Here is a 16,748-nt window from a genome sequence, read left to right as displayed (position 1 = left end):
GACCTTCGACTGCGTCGGAATTGGCCGGTTTATAAGTCCAAGGATTTCAACCTATCATTCAGGCTAAAAGGCGCCGACGCATCGCTTCAGCAACCGCGTGCGCACGGTTTCGGCATCCAAGCTTGCGAATAGCATTTTTGATGTATGTGGTGACCGTGTCCGGGGCAAAGCCTGTTGAGCGAGAGAGTTCCAAGAGATCGAAGCCAGCGGCAACCCCGCTCAAGCATTTCAACTCACCGCCTGAAATACCAGCCCGCTGGGACATATCGGCGATGTAGGCCTCACTGAGCTCTTGGTGCACCCAACGACTAACGGCTTCGATCATAAACTGTTCTTCAGCGCTGAAGGGCGTTGCGCGTGTAAAGGTCAGTCCACCAAACCGAACGGTGCCCCTGTAGAGGCCAAGACAGGAGCGCAGTGAGATGTTGAAACGCGCTTCTAAACTTCGAATAGGTTGCAGTTCTGGCTGAGACAGCTCTTGATCGGTCAGCGCATGCCAGCTCCCCCAGGGCCTGTCTGGCCGGATCATGTGGTGAAGCGGATCAAACCGGATGTAGCCTTCTGTCAAATACGCCTCAAGGAACGCTTCGGGCATATCGCTGGCGAGAATAACGCCTGCGCCTACGCCCAGCCCCGGATAATTGAGCCCTGAGATGCAATAGTGCTCAAAGCCCACCAAGGCGCGCAATTTCGCAATCTGTGCAGGTTCAGCTACGTTTGTGCCGAGGTGCGTTGCCGCAATTTGAGCAATGGCCTGGGCTTTAGCGTCAATCAGTTTTTCGGCAACATAGGTGGGCAAGACAAGACCCCCAAGACAACCTGGCGCGAATGTCAGGCTAAGTGAATTTCTTAGGGGCTTCAACCGTAAACGCGGGCCTAAGTCAGATGTCTAATCCGGGACCAGCATTCTCTAGACGTGCCCCTCCTCAAGTACAGCGCTTACGACTTCTAGAAGATCGGTTGCTTCGAAGGGCTTCCTCAGCTGGGCGTTAACGCCGAGCTTTGTTGTCGCTGCCAGCACATCGTGATTTCGTACGGCCTCATCAAGACCCGCAGACATGGCAATGACTGGCACCTGAGGCCATGTCCGCCTGATTGAGCGAATGCCTTTGAAGCCTCCCATACCTGGCATAAACATGTCGCACAAAACGAGGTCTACGTGCGCAATGTCCACATTGGCGAACGCATCTTCCATGGTTTCACTCGTTGTGACCCGATATCCGATAGCGCTAAGGACGCGCTCGCAGATCATCCTGATGGGAGCGCTATCTTCAATTACGAGAACATGTTTGCGTCGCTTCAGACCAGCGCTTTTGTCAAATGTCTGTTGGAGGATGACCTCAATATCGGAAGCGTTGAAGGGCTTTTTGAGCATGAAGTCAGCCCTCGCAAGCCGGGCTTTTGATACCGTGACGTCCACGCACTCTGTCTGCGATCCTGCGGTCATAAGGACGAATACCGCTTGGGGCGCGAGCTTGCGCAGGCTGTCCACGAAAAGAAGGGCATTGTGATCACCGAGGAAGACGTCGAGGAAGACCGCATCGACCTTGAGTGTTTTTAAATGTTGAGTCCCCTGCGCCAAACTAAGCGCAAAGTCGACCTCAAAGCCCATGTCTCTGATCATCCGCCCGATAATCCTCGACTGGATCTGGCTATCCTCGATGATAAGCGCCCTGGCCACTTCGTTACACCACCTCTATCGGGTCGTTTGTTGAGTAACTAATCAATCCCCAAACGGGGAGTAGCGGGCATTGTTCAAAAAGACCTTAACGCGAAGGGCAGATATGTGTTTATGGCAGTGCATCTCGCACTCAAGGCTGTGCCCCCATTATGGCTGCAACGCCCCGATCAAATGGGAAGGCAAAGCGTGAAGGGGCTCAACCTATTTGGGCTTTTCTGGTCTTCGTCAGAATTGCAAAAAATGGCGCGGCAGACGCAATATGCCGACAAAATGCTACTTGCCGAAAAGAGCTACGGTTTCAGCCTGGACCTCTGGTGTGAAGGAAATCCATGAAACTTTCATAATTTGGAAGTATTGGGAATTTTATGAGCGTGTTAGACGACGTAATTAGATCGAGTGGTTATACCGAGCGGATTCTAAATGAGCGGCAGCTAGCCGACATTCTCGGCGGAAGTGCTGCGCGTCGTTACGGCATTGTAAACCGAGCGCTTAAAAGTCGAAGTCTGATACGGATTAAGCGCGGGCTATATGTTCTGCCGACCCATCTCAGCTCAGCGCCGCTTCACCCTTTTGTCGTCGCGCAGGCTCTTCATCCTGGCAGCTATGTTTCTTTTGAAAGTGCACTCGCATTTCACGGCTGGATCCCTGAAGCGGTTCTACAAACAGCGTCGGTCACCCCTGGGCGCAAATCATTTGGCTATGACACAGAGACTTTTGGGAGCTTTACTTTTCTGCCGTTGGCCTTGCAGTCCTACCAGTTTTTGGTTGGTGTTGAAAGCAAGCGCTTGGGTCAGGCGACGGCACTCGTTGCCTCACCTGTGCGCGCGCTGATGGATATCGTGGCGTACCGCAAAGTTAATTGGCAGGGCTTGTCGTGGATTACTGACGGCTTGAGGGTCGACATTGATGAGCTGACTGGGGTCGATCCCCGAAAACTCGAAGAGTTGCGCCACGTCTATAAGCACACAAACACAAAAGAGTTCTCAAACAAGCTCTACGAAGCCTGCCTGAAGAGCAATGGATCGAAGCGATGATAGAGATCATCCGTCAAAAACTGAATGAGTACAATGTCGTCAACACGCTTGAAGAGGAAAATGCCCTTAAGGAAATCCTTCAGGAGATCGCGCTCCACGCGCTTTGGCGTGCAGACTTTTTCGAGAGAGCGTTGTTTCAGGGGGGGACGTGCCTGCGCATTCTAAACGGCCTGCCCCGATTTTCTGAAAATCTTGATTTTATCCTGCGGGAGCCGAACCCGTCCTTTGAGCTTCAACCGTACTTGAAAACCCTATCCGAGGTCTTCAATCAGTTTGGTCTCAGGCTTGAGATCATATCGAAAGAACGCATGGACAGTGTCATTCGGGAGGCGGTAATCAAAGATACCGCTATCGCGCGCCAACTTGACCTGAGTTTTGCCAACAGTCGGCACAAAACGATCAAAATCAAACTGGAAATCGATACAAATCCGCCAGTGGGTTCAACAGAAGCGAAAACCTATCTAGATTTTCCGACGGATTATGAGGTCAGACATCAAGACCTCGCGTCAAATTTTGCCCTGAAGATACACGCGCTTCTTTGTCGGCCATATGTGAAGGGGCGCGATTGGTTCGACTTCTCATGGTATGTCGCCCGACGCGTTGTGCCTAATCTTACGCTGCTCTCAGCAGCCTTGCGGCAAAAAGGGCCGTGGGCAGGCCAGTCTGATCTTGACGTTGATATCAACTGGCTGAAAGCCGTGCTTACTGAAAAGATCGACACCATCGTATGGAGCGACGCAACGGAGGATGTCAGGCGCTTCCTGCGAGCCTCCGAAGCGAAAACGCTCGATTTATGGGGCGCGGCGTTCTTTCACGCAAGCCTTCAGAAAATTCTCCCTACAATCCCATAAGCGCAGGTTTCTTGCTGACGACTTGAGATGGCCTTGAAACCCGACATTGACCTCGACCGATTAATCGATCCATTCGATGAAAGCCTTCACGGTAGTGACCGCCGCAGTGACGTCGGCAGGCATTTCGCTCAGGGTTTCGGTTAAGCCATAGAGGTTGGTAATGGCGTCCGGAGCCTTAGGCTCAAAGCCCAGCGCTTCGGTCACAAAGGCAGGGAATTTGGCCGCATGGGCTGTAGACAGAACGATCTGTCCGCCTTTGGCTTCGCCCGTTTCGCGACGCGTCAGGGCCGCCGAAAGCGCTACGGCGGTATGCGGGCAGATCACCTGACCGTATTTTTCGTAAGCCAGCTTGATGGTAGCCTTAGTCTGATCTTCGGAAACGGTCGAGGCTGAGACCTCGGATTTCAGCGCCTCTTGCAGATGTCCGGACAATGCCACCTCACCGGACTGCCCGAAGGCATTAAACAGGTCGCGCGTGGCGCCCGCGTCACGGCCGGAGGCTTCAAAGACCAGCCGCTCAAAGTTTGACGGCGCCTGCACGTCCATCGAAACAGAGGCCGTTTCGACGGCCTGACGGCGCACATAGCGGCCGTTATTGATGGCCTGATTGAGCGCGTCATTACGGTTCACTGCAGCGTGCAGATGACCGACATTGCCGCCAATCTGGCGCGCCACCCAGCCGGCAAACGCGTCGCCGAAATTGCCCGTAGGCACGACAAATTCTGGCTTGTCGAGGCCCGAATGGGCCGCGGCGGACAGATAATAGGGCACCTGCCCCAGAAGGCGGCCCCAGTTGATCGAATTGACCGAAGAGATCAGGCCCTGGGCTTTCAGGGCGGGCTCAGACAACAGCGCCTTGACGATCTTCTGGCAGTCGTCGAAATCGCCGTTCACCCCGACATTCAGCACATTGTCGGCCTGAACTGTCGTCATCTGCAGGCGCTGCACGGGTGAAACGCGACCCAGTGGATGAAAAACGATCAGCTTGACGTGTTCAGAGCCGGCGAAGGCGCGCACGGCCGCAGCGCCCGTATCACCGGAGGTGGCGGTTACCAGAGTGAGTTTTTCGCCGCGCTGTGCGAGGGCGGCATCGGTCAGCGGGGCCATCATCTGCATGGCCATGTCTTTGAAGGCGTGCGTCGGCCCGTGGTAGAGTTCGAGCAGATAAAGATCGTTTTCCAGTCGCGTCAGAGGCACGGCCCCATCGCGCAAAAAGGCATCTTCGGTGCGCTGAGCCGCCGCCTTGACCGCCTGATCCCCCAGAACACCCACCCCGAAGAGGTTGAGGAGTTGCACCGTGAGGTCGGCATAGCCGCCATTCGAGGCCGCTGACAGGTCGAAATCCGGAGTCGGCCACGCCTGAGGTACATAAAGCCCGCCATCGGGGGCCAGACCGTCTAGCAATGCGCCCGCAAAGCTGCGTTGCTCTTTGAAACCGCGCGTGCCGATATAGTTCATTTTGTTACCATTTCTTAAAAGCATTCAAACCCTTCTTGCTTCGCGAAGGGATTGTCCGCTAATAGGCGCAAGGGCGCTGCCCGCGATAAAACACTCGCGGCGGGCCTATCATTTTCAGACGCCTGAGAAAAGACTTTCCATGACGGTCGCCGCCATAAAATCGGACTTTCCGGCGCATATCGCGCAGGCAAAGCGCGTGACGCTGAAGGTCGGCTCGGCTCTCATCGTTAATCCGCAGACGGGGGCGGCCAATACTTTGTGGATGCGCGGTCTGGCTGAGGACGTGGCGCGGCTGAGGCGGGCCGGGGTTGAGGTTATGATTGTCTCCTCCGGGGCAGGCGCCCTGGGGCGGCGTTATCTGGGGCTCACGACGAGGCAGTTGCCGTTAGACCGGAAACAGGCGGCAGCGGCGGCAGGTCAGCCCATCCTGATGCGCGCCTGGGATGAGGTTTTCTCCGAACACGGAATCAAGGTGGCCCAGGTCCTTCTGACGCGTGAAGACACCGAACGCCGCCGCCGCTGGCTAAATGCCCGTGAAACGGCAGATACCCTCCTGAAGCTGGGGGTCGTTCCCATCGTTAATGAGAACGACACGGTGGCAACGGAAGAAATCCGCTATGGTGACAACGACCGGCTGGCGGCGAGGGCGGCCATGCTGGTCCGGTCTGAAGCCTTAGTCCTTCTGTCGGACATTGACGGGCTTTATACCGCTGATCCGCGTAACAATCCGTCAGCGGAACATATTCCCATCGTTGACGCCATTACGCCAGAAATTGAAGGCATGGCCGGAGGCGCCAATGCGGCCGCCGGGGTGGGCACGGGCGGTATGGCGACCAAGATTGCTGCCGCGCGCATTGCCGGGGCGGCGGGCTGCTCGACCACCATCATGAACGGGCAGGCTCTGCGGCCGCTTTCGGCGCTCAGCCAGGGCGCGCGCTACACACTCTTTGTGGCGCAGGCATCTTCCGGTGCCGCTTACAAAGCCTGGATCGCCGGGACGGTGGTACCCGCAGGGCAAATCCATATCGATGCCGGGGCTGCCAGAGCGCTCGCGTCTGGCAAATCGCTTCTGCCTTCAGGCATCAGTTCGGTCGCGGGTCTCTTTGACAAGGGTGACAGCGTCTCGATCCTGCACGACGGTCGCGAACTGGCACGTGGCATCGCTGCCTATAGTTCAGACGACATTGCCGCCATCAAGGGTCGCGCGAGCAGGGACATAGAAGGTCTTCTGGGGTACACGTCAGGTGATGAGGTCATACACCGGGACGATATGGTGATGGTGTGAGCGCACAATGGCGCTCACCCTATCGCAAGACAATCCATCTGGGATAGCAAAATGGACACCAACGGCAATCTGACCCACCTCATGACTGACCTGGCCGCTAAAGCCAGGGCAGGCGCTGAGGCGCTACGTCTTTCCGGTCCGGAAGCACGCACACGTCTGATCCTCAGCGCGGCCAGACATATCCGTGCTCAGCAGGACGCTATCTTGAGCGCCAATGCGGCCGATGTGGAGGCCGCCTCCCAGAAGGGGTTATCGAGTGCGATGGTCGAACGTCTGGTGCTTAACCCAGATCGCGTAGAAGCCATGGCCAGGGGGCTCGAAGACGTGGCGGCCCTGCCCGATCCGGTGGGTAAGGAACTGGCGCGCTGGGAACGTCCGAACGGCCTCGATATTGCCCGCGTCTCTACGCCCATCGGTGTCATTGGCATCATCTATGAATCGCGCCCGAACGTCACGGCTGATGCGGCAGCTCTTTGTATCCGCTCGTCAAATGGCGCCATCCTGCGTACCGGTTCGGAGGCGCTGAACTCGGCTAAAGCCATTTTCGTCGCGTTTGAACAGGCCTTTGCCGAGGCCGATCTGCCTGCCGCCGTACAACTGGTGCCGACGGCTGATCGTGACGCTGTGGGCCTGCTTTTAGGGGGGCTCAATGAGGCGGTTAATCTGATTATTCCGCGCGGCGGCAAGTCGCTCGTGGCACGGGTGCAGGCCGAGGCGCGTGTGCCGGTTCTGGCCCACCTGGAGGGCCTTAATCACACCTATGTCCACGCGGAAGCCGACCCGGACAAGGCTGTCTCGATCGTGCTGAATGCCAAGATGCGCCGCGTCTCGGTATGTGGAGCGACCGAAACGCTTCTGATCGACAAGGCCGTAGCCGAGACCTTGTTGCCGCGTATCGCTCTCGCCCTGATCGAAAAAGGCTGCGAACTGCGCGGCGATGAAGCCGCGCGCGCCATCCAGCCGATGGTCGAGGCCACTGAAGACGACTGGCGCACCGAATATCTCGACAAGATACTGGCTGTGCGGGTGGTGAGTGGTTTAAACGAAGCGGTCGAACATATTCGTAGCTTTGGCACGCAGCACACCGAGGCCATTATCACCGAAGACGCCGAGGCCGCCGAAGCCTTTCTCAATGAGGTCGATTCAGCCATCGTCATCTGGAATGCCTCGACGCAGTTTGCCGACGGCGGCGAGTTCGGACTGGGCGCAGAAATCGGGATTGCAACAGGGCGCATGCACGCGCGCGGTCCCGTTGGTGCCGAGCAACTGACGACCTTCAAATACGTCGTGCGAGGCAGCGGTCAGACCCGCCCCTGACGCCCACCCGAGCGCGCTTATGAATGCGCGCTGTGGTTTTTAACGGATCTGTCACGCGCCTGTCTTCAAATCAGCCTAGGTCCTGCCCATAAAAACTCAGGGCGGAGACCTTTGATGGATAACAGGTTGTTAACGCACGCTGGGGTCTTATGGGCGCCACAATATCAGGATCCGGCATTTATGGCGGCGCAACCAAGAAAGCGCATCTTTCTGCCTCTCGGTCTGGGCCTTCTGGTCCTGATCGCGCTCGCCCTGTTGTCTCCCGGGGCCCACTGGCTCGTATGGCTCGCCGTCGGCATCCTCGCCGTAAGCCTGTGGGTGACCTATGCGGAACTAAAGCGGCATAAGACTGCGGTCATCGAAGACGTTGTAGCCGTGCCTGAGCGCGTGCGCGTTCAGCCGGAAGGCCCAAGCTTTCAGGAGGTGCTGCGCGCCATCCCCGACCCGGTGATGATTGTTTCGGGGATCGAACCCAATGACATTGCCGGCCGCTGGGTCGTATTCGCGAATAAGGCCGCTGTTGACGCCTTCGGAATCGCTAAAGAGGGGGGCCTGCTCGTGTCCTCACTGCGCTTTCCTGAGGTTCTGGAAGCTGTCGATGAAGCCCTTTTTGGTAATGTGGCGCGTGACACCGTTTTTGAAACCTCAGGCGCGCAGGATAAGTTCTGGCGTGCCTGGACCTCGCCGCTGCCGGTTACAGAGGGCGGCCTGCGGCGTCTTGCCCTCCTTGTCATCCGGGACGAAACCGATATCCGACGGATTGAGCGCATGCGCGCCGACTTCCTCGCCAACGCCTCCCACGAACTGCGCACGCCGCTGGCTTCGCTGACGGGATTTATCGAAACCCTGCGCGGTCATGCCAAGGACGATCTGAAGGCGCGGGATAAATTCCTCAACATCATGGCCTCCCAGGCCGATCGGATGGGGCGCCTGATACAGGACCTTCTGTCTCTAAGCCGCATTGAAATGAACGAGCACGTGCCGCCGTCGGGTGAGGCTGATATTTCGCTTTGCGCGCGCGACGTAATGGATAGCCTCAGCATTCTGGCCAAGGAGAAGGGGGTAACAGTCAGCGTAAATGGCCCTGCGCCTGGTCAGTATTTTCTCACCGCTGATCGTGATCAGGTCGTGCAGGTGGTGCAGAACCTGTCGGATAATGCGCTGAAATATGCACCCTCCGGCTCAACCATCGACATTGAGATATTCACCGACTGCACACTTGAAGAGGCCTTCGGGGCGCGTGATCCTGCCGCGGCCAAACTCGTCCTCCTAAGGCCAGATCAGCGCGGATCCTGGTATACGGTGGTGCGTGTGACAGACCGTGGGCCCGGTATCCGGCGTGAGTTTTTGCCACGCCTGGCGGAGCGTTTTTATCGTGTGGAGGGTCAGAAATCCGGTGACCGTCTGGGTACGGGGCTCGGTCTTGCGATTGTCAAGCACATTATCAACCGTCACCGGGGAGCTTTGCTCGTCGAGTCCGTTGCTCAGCCCTCTGAAGGTGAGGACAAGTCGCTACTGCCCTATGGGGGCCTCGACCTTGTGCCTACAGGCAGCGTGGAGACCTATACAAGCTTTACGGCCTGCTTCCCTCAGCCTGGGCGTTACAGAGAAAGCCCGGCCATCGGCTTTGTGAACGCGCGCTGAGTGAAAAATGACAGTTTTGCCGTGATGAACGGCATGGTGTAATAAGCCTGTCACAAATTCAACATATGGGCTTTCGTCAAGGATAACGCGTCATGAACAACCACATCGTCAGAACCTACGGCGAAGAACTCGACCAGCTCAGCGCAGAAGTCATGCTGATGGGCGGGCTTGCCGAGGCACAGGTGGCCGACGCGGTCGAGGCCGTGGCGCGGCGCGATGTAGCGCTGGCACAAAGCGTCATTGAGCGCGATCGCAAGCTCGACGAGCTGGAGCGTGACGTCGAGCGCAAATGCATCCGTCTAATTGCGCTTCGCCAGCCCATGGCCGCTGACCTTCGCAAGACCGTCGCTGCGATGAAGATCGCGACCTCGCTTGAGCGTACGGGGGACCTTGCCAAAAATATCGCCAAGCGTTCGCTGGTGATTGCGGAGGCTGAGCCTCTGTCGCCGCTTACGCGCTCGATTGAGCGCATGGGGAAACTTGTATCATCGCGCCTGCGCGATGTGCTGGATGCCTATAAGGCGGCCAAGCTCGACATGGCCATGGCCGTGTGGACATCCGACACCGAGGTCGACGAGCATTATAACGCGCTCTTTCGTGAGCTTTTGACCTACATGATGGGTGATCCGCGCACCATTTCGGCGTGCACCCATATCCTATTCATGGCCAAGAACCTGGAGCGGATCGGCGATCACGCGACCAATATGGCCGAGCATATTCACTACGAAATCACGGGCGAAGACTATGTCGACGATCGCCCGAAAATGTCCACCCTATAGGGGCCATCAGGAACTGTCATGAGCGTAAAACCCTACATCATTGTCGCCGAAGATGAAGACGCCCTGTCCACCCTTCTGCAGTACAACCTCGAAAAAGAGGGCTATGAGGTAGGGGTCGCCACAGATGGTGATGAAGCCCTTATGATGATTAATGAGCGGCAGCCAGATCTTCTTGTCTGCGACTGGATGATGCCTAAGGTGTCGGGCATCGAAGTCACCCGCCGGTTACGCGCGCAGACCGAAACGCGCAACCTGCCCATCGTCATGCTGACGGCGCGTTCGGAAGAGACGGACCGGATCCGCGGCCTTGATACGGGAGCGGATGACTATGTCATTAAGCCGTTTTCTATGGTCGAACTTGTCGCGCGCATTCGTGCGGTCTTGCGCCGCATCCGTCCGGGTCTCTCAGAAGACCGTGTGATCTTCGGCGAAATCGTCATTGATCGCCTGTCGCACCGGGTTCAGCGTTCGGGTCGCGATGTCCATCTGGGACCGACGGAATATAAGCTTCTCGACTATCTGATGCAGCATCCCAAGCGCGTGTTCAGCCGCGAACAATTGCTGGATGCGGTGTGGGGCAACGATGTGTATGTCGAAGCGCGCACGGTCGATGTGCATATCGGTCGACTGCGAAAGGCGCTCAATGGCGACAGTGATTATGATCCGATCCGCACTGTGCGATCGGCCGGCTATTCCCTCGATATGCAAGGCTGATTAACCGCGTTTCGTCGCGGTTATTTCACGGATCCATGCGATAAAAAGGCATGGAAGCGCAATTCCCTGATGAGGCGGATGAGGTGATCCGCCTGGGCGCCCCCATGCCGGACTTTATCCGCTGGATACTTGTCGGCGCGGGTCTTTTCGCCTGCGTCATGGTCGTCGTCGAACTGGGGCGGGGCCTTTGGCCTCTGTCCCCTTTCAGCCTGTTCTTTGGTTTGATCATCGCCGGTGGTCTCTTCGTCGGGCTCGCCTTCATCATTTTTGGCGGCCTGTCGCCGGATGAACAGTGGGAGATCCGACCAGGTCTTCTGACACTGACCTGGTCGCGCGGCCAGCATCGTCTGGAGCGCCATTACACAGCCGAAGATCTTGAGACCCTGACGGTAGTGCGCGATGACAGTGGCGATGGGCCTGACACCTGGCATCTTTTGGCGCAGATAAGGCTCGAGAGCTCCAAGCTCATCTCGCTACAGACGCATCCGGTATTCGCCGGGGTGCGATGGCTCGCCTATTTGCGGGCGCCGCTCACAGGTCTCGGCAAAGGTGCAGCCTTTCATGACCGGATACGCTCTCCCGGTCTGACGACGGACGCGGCGGCGCAAAGGGCGCTTTTGGTTTTCTTCGGCGATTCAAAACGATTGCAGTAGCGCGATCCTCAAGACTGCCGGTATGGTGTCCCTCAAATAAGCAGAGGGATCTATGGATACGCCGCAAACCTTTACTGCCGCCGAACGCCGGGTAACCGTCATTGCCCTGATGATCGTCTTTCTGTTGTCGGCGCTGGATCAGACCATTGTGTCCACGGCCATGCCTCGCATCGTGGCCCATCTGTCAGGCCTTGACCTCTATGCCTGGGTAACGACCGCCTATCTCCTCGCCTCGACCGTAATGGTTCCGATCTATGGCAAGCTCTCAGACATTTACGGGCGAAAGCCCATCCTTGTCATCGGTGTCGTTATCTTCATGCTTGGTTCTGGCCTGTGTGGCCTTGCCGGTGAGTTTGGTGACCTCCCGGTTCTGGGGGGGGGCATGGTGCAGCTTATCGTGTTCCGCGCGGTCCAGGGGCTCGGTGGGGCCGCCTTGATGACCTCGGCCTTTGCGGTGATCGCCGACCTTTACCCGCCGCGTGAGCGCGCAAAGCTCGGCGGGCTCTTTGGGGCAACCTTTGGCATTGCAAGTGTCATCGGTCCCCTTATTGGCGGCTTTTTCACCGATATGGGCACGGTTCAGATCTTCGGTCTGCCGGTCGCCGGCTGGCGCTGGGTCTTCTACATCAACCTGCCTCTGGCAGGGCTCGCCCTCTTCATGATTCTCGCCAAAACCCCAAAGCTCCTGCACCGCACCGGCGGCAAGATCGATTTTGCCGGAGCCATTCTTCTGGTGGCCACCTTCCTGCCCTTTCTGCTGGGCCTGAGCCTGGGCGGTACGGACGGATGGACCTCGCCAGTGGTGCTGGGGCTCTTCATCGGTGCGTTTGTCGCCCTGATTGCCTTTCTGGCCGTCGAGGCTAAGGTCGAAAACCCCATTTTGTCCTTGTCTTTGTTCCGTAACCGCACCTTTGCCAGTGCCAATCTGGCCTCCGTGCTGATCTTCATGGCCTTTATGGGCCTCGTTTCCTTCCTGCCGCTTCTGATGCAACTGGCACTCGGTCTGTCAGCGACCGTATCGGGGCTGGCGCTTATTCCTCTGACCGTGGGTCTCATTGCCTCAGCCACCTTGTCTGGCCTTCTGGTGCACAAGTTCGGCAAGTACCGCCTGATTATGCTGGGGGGCTCGGCGCTGACCGCGCTGGGTGCGCTTTGTCTGGCAACGCTTCCGAATACGGCCGGAGCCTGGGACGTGGTCTGGCGGGTCGCCCTTATCGGTGTCGGGTTGGGGCCGGCGCAAAGCCTGTTCAATTTGGCCGTTCAGAACGCTGTTGAGCGTCGGGAACTGGGCGTGGCGACGAGCGCCGGTCAGTTCTTTCGTCAGATAGGCTCGACCATCGGCGTGGCCGTCTTCGGAGCGGTCCTGACCCACAACCTGATGGTTATGGCGCCGAAGGCCAGTGTCGCGCACGAGCAGGTTCTGTCCCTGGCGGAACTTGAGCGCATGGCCCTGGCCAGCCAGACAGATGGGTCCGTTCAGTCGGGAGGGCCAAAGGTGGCGCTTGATCCGGTGGTGCGTGATACGATCTCTGAGGCGATTAAAGGTGTTATGTTTGCGGGATTTCTGGTGTCGATCCTGGGGCTTTTAGCCACGGGCCTGATCCCGGAACTGCCGCTGAAGTCGCTCCGCGATCCGGAACCGTTAGGAGAGGCGCCAGGCGAGCCCCCCCGCGAACCGTCACCGGAATAATCTCAGACACTGACCTTGCGCCAATTGCCTTCTCTTCCCATCCTGAGTAGGAAGACGACACAGAAAAAAGGTTGAGCAGATCATGGCTTCAAGCCCCCATATCATTGATGGTTCCGACGCCACCTTCGTGAACGACGTGCTCGAAGCCTCTCAGACCGTACCCGTCATCGTCGATTTCTGGGCGACCTGGTGCGGGCCTTGTCGGCAACTCGGCCCCGCTCTGGAAAAGGTCGTCACCGAAGCCAACGGTAAGGTGAAGCTGGTCAAGATCGACGTCGACAAGAACCCGGCCATTGCCGGACAATTGCGCGTGCAGTCTATTCCCACCGTTTATGCCTTTGTGGGAGGCAGACCGGTTGACGGGTTTATGGGGGCTAAGCCCGAATCCGAACTTCGAAGCTTTATTGAAAAGCTGGGAGTCGGCGCAGATGATGGCGCCCCCTCCATAGAAGATGCGCTGGCGCTTGCGGCCCAGTCACTTGAGCAGGGCGACCTCGGTGGCGCCATGGAGGCCTACTCTTTTGTGCTCGACCAGGATCCGCAGAACCTGAAGGCGATCGCCGGGGTCGCTAAGATGTATATGAAGGTCGGTCAGCCCGAGCAGGCCAAAGCCGTTCTCGATCAGGCGCCGGCCGACGCCAAGGACGCGGACATTCAGGGTTTGCGCGCCGCCTTAGAACTCTCTGACGGGGCGCCGACAGCGCTTGAGGAACTGCGCGCACGCCTCTTCACGGATCCGTCTGACCATGGTGCCCGCTATGACCTTGCCCGTGGCCTTGCCGGACAAGGTGAATTATCTGTGGCCATTGACGAACTTCTGGCGATTATAAAGGTCGAGCCAGATTGGGAGAATCAGAAGGCGCGTGAATATCTGTTCAAGATTTTCGCAGCCGCAGGTCAGATGTCTGACATCACAAAGGCGGGTCGACGCAAGCTGTCGTCCCTTTTGTTCAGCTGAGGAGCCCGCTTATGGCCGAAATAGAAATTGAAACGCCCGCCAGTGATTCCCCCGTGCCTGATACGTCTGAAATCGACCCGCGTCTCTTAGAAGCCCTCGTCTGTCCGGTCACCCGCCGGGCGCTGACCTATGACCGGGTTGCTCAGGAACTGGTCTCACCCACGGCGGGCCTCGCCTTTCCTATTCGCTCAGGCGTGCCCATTATGCTCGTTGATCAGGCACGACGCTTTGAGCCGCAAAAGACTTAATCTTCGCCCTGGGCGCCAGCTTTTTCGAGCTGACCGCTTCAACGGTTTTGTCTAGCGAACGCGCCAGAAGGGGTTCTGCCGGCGGCTCGGCATAGTCCACCAAAGACTGTGATTGCTGCTCGAATCGGTCTGACATGGTCGCCTCCTTTCGGGTGAAGGTAACGATGGCAGGCACAAACTAAAGTTTCACTATGAAAGTCCATGCCCGCCGCATAAGGACGGTATCGCCAATTTGCGATTTTAATAAAGATTGCTTATATTGCGTGCATGCTCCCGACTCTGCGCCAGCTCCAGTATCTTAAGCTTCTCAACGAGCACAAAAGTTTCGTCGCCGCGGCAGAGGCTGCCTTTGTTTCGCAGCCGGCTCTTTCTTCCGGCATTGCCGAGCTCGAAAAGGCTCTGGGCGTGAGGCTTATTGACCGCACACGCGGTCAGGTGATCATGACCGCCATTGGTGAGGATGTTCTGCGCCGCGCGGAGGATATCCTGGCACGGGCCGAAGATCTGGTCGAAGCGGCAAAAGGCGCCAATCGTCCCCTGGCCGGGCGCTTCCGCCTCGGTGTGATCCCGACGATTGCCCCTTTTCTATTACCGCAGGCTCTTTTGAAACTGCGGCAGGAGTTTCCTCAACTGCGGCTTTTTTTGCGGGAAGATCAGACCTCGCGTCTGATCAGCTCTCTGAAAAGCGGTAACCTTGATGCGGCGGTGATTGCCTTACCGTATGATTTAAGTGGGCTTGATCATGCCTTCATCTGCAAGGACGAAATTCTGGCGGTTATGCCAAAGGACCACCCCCTCTCACATGAGGCAGAGGTCGAACCGGAAGCGCTTAAATCATCTGAACTGATCTTACTTGAGGATGGGCATTGCCTGCGCGATCATGCGCTCGCCGCTTGTCAGTGGAATGCGCCGGGCGCCAGTGACGTCAATCAATCGCTGAACGGCGGGTTTGCCGCAACGTCCCTGAACACGCTGGTCCAGATGGTTGATGCCGGGCTCGGGGTGTCGCTTTTGCCGGAAATGGCTATTGAGTCGGGCCTTGTTGAACGCTCATCCGTCGCCGTTCGCCACCTGCGCTCAGACCACGCCTATCGCGACATCGTCGTGATCTGGCGGGCAGGCTCCTCGCGCTCGGCCGAGGCGCGGCTGCTGGCGGGGGTTATTGGGAGGGCTTAGACGGCCTCTCCCCGCAAGAGTTTTGGCAGGTCTCCGGTTGCCCCGCCAGCGTCCTCCATAAAGAAGCGTCGGGCGGGACCAATATTATTGACAATGCCCATGCCGATATCGCGAAGCGGTCTGATCAGCGGATTATTGTTTGAGAAGAGATGCACAAAGGCATCCATAATCAGCGAGGTCGACACGTTCTCAAAGCGTCGCCACCGGGCATAGCGTTCAAGCACGATTTCAGAGCCTAAATCCTCACCTAATCGTGCGGCCTCGACAAGCACTTCAGCGAGCGCCGCCGCGTCCTTCAGACCGAGATTGAGGCCCTGTCCTGCGATGGGGTGAATCCCGTGCGCGGCATCACCCAGAAGGGCAATGCGTCCCCGGTACATGTTTTCCGCCAGCGCCATCGACAGGGGATAGATAAACTTAGGACCGGCGAGCTCAACCTCGCCCAGAAAATCCCCAAACCTCTGCATCAGATGCGCCTGAAAAAGCTCAGGTCTGACTTCAAGGAGCGCTTTGGCCTTGGCGTGGCTCTCCGACCAGACGAGGCACGCCCGATTGTCTGTCAGAGGCAGAATGGCGAAGGGGCCAGACGACAGGAAATACTCGTACGCCACATGGTTATGCGGGTACTGCATCTTAACCGTCGCAACAACCGCGCTCTGTCCATAGTCGCGCTTTATAGTCTTGATGCCAGCGTGTTCGCGAAGGCCGGATTTTCGACCCTCTGCCGCAACCGCCAGGGGCGCGCTGATGACCTCGCCTATGCTTAGACTGAGGCGAATATGGTTTGCCGTCTCCTCAATCTGGGTGACACTCGCCGGGCAGATGACGCGGATGCCTGCCTTGACGACCGCCTCGTAAAGAACGGCTCGGATATGTCGGTTTTCGAGCATATAGCCCAGTGGCTCGTTGCCGGATCGGTCTGAGATTTCCGCGGCATTAAAGTGAAGAAAGAAGGGCGACGGCGCCCTGGTCGCGGCGCCCGGCAGGTGCGCGTCTGTGACGACAATCTCGTCCATTCGGCAGGCATAGCCCTCAAGCGCCTCGCCGACCCCCAGGGTTTGCCACTGTCTGAAACACGAATAGGCGATAGCCGAGGCGCGCCCATCAAAGGTCGGCTCAATCTGTTCAGAGAGAGGCTGCCGCTCAACAAGAAGCGGGGTAAGTCCCGCCTTCGCCAGCGATAATGCCGCGGTCATACCGGCCATACCGGCACCGACGATGATGATTTGCGCCTGAGTGTTCATGTTTTCAATTCTAAAC

The 16,748-nt window shown here is 57.8% G+C and carries 17 protein-coding genes; 13 read left to right on the top strand and 4 right to left on the bottom strand.

Going from position 1 to position 16,748, the window contains the following annotated elements:
• Nucleotides 1–58: 58 nt before the first annotated feature.
• Both PQU94_RS01155 and PQU94_RS18125 read right to left on the bottom strand, forming a co-directional pair.
• Nucleotides 59–799, bottom strand: coding sequence for a helix-turn-helix transcriptional regulator (locus PQU94_RS01155; protein WP_272739666.1), 741 nt, complete (start codon nt 797–799; stop codon nt 59–61).
• 111 nt (nt 800–910) lie between these two features.
• Complete coding sequence (locus PQU94_RS18125; RefSeq protein ID WP_272739665.1) at nt 911–1,681, bottom strand: response regulator; 771 nt, start codon at nt 1,679–1,681, stop codon at nt 911–913.
• A gap of 111 nt (nt 1,682–1,792) precedes the next feature.
• Here PQU94_RS18125 and PQU94_RS01145 point away from each other — a divergent pair, with 111 nt between their 5' ends.
• Genes PQU94_RS01145 through PQU94_RS01135 form a run of 3 tightly spaced genes read left to right on the top strand, consistent with a single transcriptional unit; the run spans nt 1,793 to nt 3,566 of the window.
• The gene (locus PQU94_RS01145) at nt 1,793–2,014 is read left to right on the top strand and encodes a hypothetical protein (protein WP_272739664.1); all 222 of its coding nucleotides are present in this window, start codon (nt 1,793–1,795) and stop codon (nt 2,012–2,014) included.
• Between the two features lie 32 nt (nt 2,015–2,046).
• Nucleotides 2,047–2,715 carry a type IV toxin-antitoxin system AbiEi family antitoxin domain-containing protein gene (locus PQU94_RS01140; RefSeq protein ID WP_272739663.1) on the top strand — a complete coding sequence of 223 codons (669 nt, stop codon included), beginning with the start codon at nt 2,047–2,049 and terminating at the stop codon, nt 2,713–2,715.
• The gene (locus tag PQU94_RS01135) at nt 2,712–3,566 is read left to right on the top strand and encodes a nucleotidyl transferase AbiEii/AbiGii toxin family protein (RefSeq protein ID WP_272739662.1); all 855 of its coding nucleotides are present in this window, start codon (nt 2,712–2,714) and stop codon (nt 3,564–3,566) included. The genes PQU94_RS01140 and PQU94_RS01135 overlap by 4 nt, the downstream gene beginning before the upstream one ends.
• Nucleotides 3,567–3,626: 60 nt before the next feature.
• On the opposite strand, the gene thrC is transcribed toward PQU94_RS01135, so the two are convergent.
• Nucleotides 3,627–5,024, bottom strand: a complete 1,398-nt coding sequence (thrC, locus tag PQU94_RS01130; RefSeq protein WP_272739661.1) for a threonine synthase — start codon at nt 5,022–5,024, stop codon at nt 3,627–3,629.
• A 139-nt stretch (nt 5,025–5,163) separates the two neighbouring features.
• Between thrC and proB the strand changes: the two genes are divergently transcribed.
• From proB to PQU94_RS01080, 10 genes are all read left to right on the top strand, one after another.
• Nucleotides 5,164–6,309, top strand: coding sequence for a glutamate 5-kinase (proB, locus tag PQU94_RS01125; RefSeq protein WP_272739660.1), 1,146 nt, complete (start codon nt 5,164–5,166; stop codon nt 6,307–6,309).
• A gap of 51 nt (nt 6,310–6,360) precedes the next feature.
• Nucleotides 6,361–7,626, top strand: coding sequence for a glutamate-5-semialdehyde dehydrogenase (locus tag PQU94_RS01120; protein WP_272739659.1), 1,266 nt, complete (start codon nt 6,361–6,363; stop codon nt 7,624–7,626).
• Nucleotides 7,627–7,806: 180 nt separating this feature from the next.
• Nucleotides 7,807–9,270 carry a sensor histidine kinase gene (locus tag PQU94_RS01115; RefSeq protein WP_272739658.1) on the top strand — a complete coding sequence of 488 codons (1,464 nt, stop codon included), beginning with the start codon at nt 7,807–7,809 and terminating at the stop codon, nt 9,268–9,270.
• A gap of 92 nt (nt 9,271–9,362) precedes the next feature.
• A complete protein-coding gene (gene phoU, locus PQU94_RS01110; protein WP_272739657.1) occupies nt 9,363–10,049 on the top strand; it encodes a phosphate signaling complex protein PhoU in 687 nt (228 codons plus the stop codon).
• 18 nt (nt 10,050–10,067) lie between these two features.
• Nucleotides 10,068–10,763 (top strand): phosphate regulon transcriptional regulator PhoB, encoded by a 696-nt coding sequence (phoB, locus tag PQU94_RS01105; RefSeq protein WP_272739656.1) that lies wholly within the window; start codon nt 10,068–10,070, stop codon nt 10,761–10,763.
• Between the two features lie 50 nt (nt 10,764–10,813).
• A complete protein-coding gene (locus tag PQU94_RS01100) occupies nt 10,814–11,416 on the top strand; it encodes a hypothetical protein (protein ID WP_272739655.1) in 603 nt (200 codons plus the stop codon).
• Nucleotides 11,417–11,468: 52 nt separating this feature from the next.
• Nucleotides 11,469–13,106: an MDR family MFS transporter gene (locus PQU94_RS01095; RefSeq protein WP_272739654.1), complete on the top strand. Its 1,638-nt coding sequence runs from the start codon at nt 11,469–11,471 to the stop codon at nt 13,104–13,106.
• 82 nt (nt 13,107–13,188) lie between these two features.
• Nucleotides 13,189–14,064: a thioredoxin gene (gene trxA, locus PQU94_RS01090; RefSeq protein WP_272739653.1), complete on the top strand. Its 876-nt coding sequence runs from the start codon at nt 13,189–13,191 to the stop codon at nt 14,062–14,064.
• Between the two features lie 11 nt (nt 14,065–14,075).
• On the top strand, nt 14,076–14,312 hold the full coding sequence (locus PQU94_RS01085; RefSeq protein WP_272739652.1) for a Trm112 family protein: 237 nt from the start codon (nt 14,076–14,078) through the stop codon (nt 14,310–14,312).
• A gap of 267 nt (nt 14,313–14,579) precedes the next feature.
• Complete coding sequence (locus tag PQU94_RS01080) at nt 14,580–15,488, top strand: hydrogen peroxide-inducible genes activator (protein ID WP_272739651.1); 909 nt, start codon at nt 14,580–14,582, stop codon at nt 15,486–15,488.
• Here the strand turns inward: PQU94_RS01080 and PQU94_RS01075 are convergent.
• Nucleotides 15,485–16,732 (bottom strand): UbiH/UbiF/VisC/COQ6 family ubiquinone biosynthesis hydroxylase, encoded by a 1,248-nt coding sequence (locus PQU94_RS01075; RefSeq protein WP_272739650.1) that lies wholly within the window; start codon nt 16,730–16,732, stop codon nt 15,485–15,487. The genes PQU94_RS01080 and PQU94_RS01075 overlap by 4 nt on opposite strands.
• Between the last annotated feature and the right edge of the window lie 16 nt (nt 16,733–16,748).

This window comes from Asticcacaulis currens (assembly GCF_028550395.1).
GTDB lineage: Bacteria > Pseudomonadota > Alphaproteobacteria > Caulobacterales > Caulobacteraceae > Asticcacaulis > Asticcacaulis currens.
Note: the sequence above shows the minus strand (reverse complement) of the source record. Positions and strands in the feature narration are given on the sequence as shown.

Excerpts from the sequence above, each read along its gene's own strand:
- PQU94_RS01145 (WP_272739664.1), top strand. The coding sequence starts at position 1,793 with ATGGCAGTGCATCTCGCACTCAAGGCTGTGCCCCCATTATGGCTGCAA.
- PQU94_RS01140 (WP_272739663.1), top strand. The coding sequence starts at position 2,047 with ATGAGCGTGTTAGACGACGTAATTAGATCGAGTGGTTATACCGAGCGG.
- PQU94_RS01135 (WP_272739662.1), top strand. The coding sequence starts at position 2,712 with ATGATAGAGATCATCCGTCAAAAACTGAATGAGTACAATGTCGTCAAC.
- thrC (WP_272739661.1), bottom strand. The coding sequence starts at position 5,024 with ATGAACTATATCGGCACGCGCGGTTTCAAAGAGCAACGCAGCTTTGCG.
- proB (WP_272739660.1), top strand. The coding sequence starts at position 5,164 with ATGACGGTCGCCGCCATAAAATCGGACTTTCCGGCGCATATCGCGCAG.
- PQU94_RS01120 (WP_272739659.1), top strand. The coding sequence starts at position 6,361 with ATGGACACCAACGGCAATCTGACCCACCTCATGACTGACCTGGCCGCT.
- PQU94_RS01115 (WP_272739658.1), top strand. The coding sequence starts at position 7,807 with ATGGCGGCGCAACCAAGAAAGCGCATCTTTCTGCCTCTCGGTCTGGGC.
- phoU (WP_272739657.1), top strand. The coding sequence starts at position 9,363 with ATGAACAACCACATCGTCAGAACCTACGGCGAAGAACTCGACCAGCTC.
- phoB (WP_272739656.1), top strand. The coding sequence starts at position 10,068 with ATGAGCGTAAAACCCTACATCATTGTCGCCGAAGATGAAGACGCCCTG.
- PQU94_RS01100 (WP_272739655.1), top strand. The coding sequence starts at position 10,814 with ATGGAAGCGCAATTCCCTGATGAGGCGGATGAGGTGATCCGCCTGGGC.
- PQU94_RS01095 (WP_272739654.1), top strand. The coding sequence starts at position 11,469 with ATGGATACGCCGCAAACCTTTACTGCCGCCGAACGCCGGGTAACCGTC.
- trxA (WP_272739653.1), top strand. The coding sequence starts at position 13,189 with ATGGCTTCAAGCCCCCATATCATTGATGGTTCCGACGCCACCTTCGTG.
- PQU94_RS01085 (WP_272739652.1), top strand. The coding sequence starts at position 14,076 with ATGGCCGAAATAGAAATTGAAACGCCCGCCAGTGATTCCCCCGTGCCT.
- PQU94_RS01080 (WP_272739651.1), top strand. The coding sequence starts at position 14,580 with ATGCTCCCGACTCTGCGCCAGCTCCAGTATCTTAAGCTTCTCAACGAG.
- PQU94_RS01075 (WP_272739650.1), bottom strand. The coding sequence starts at position 16,732 with ATGAACACTCAGGCGCAAATCATCATCGTCGGTGCCGGTATGGCCGGT.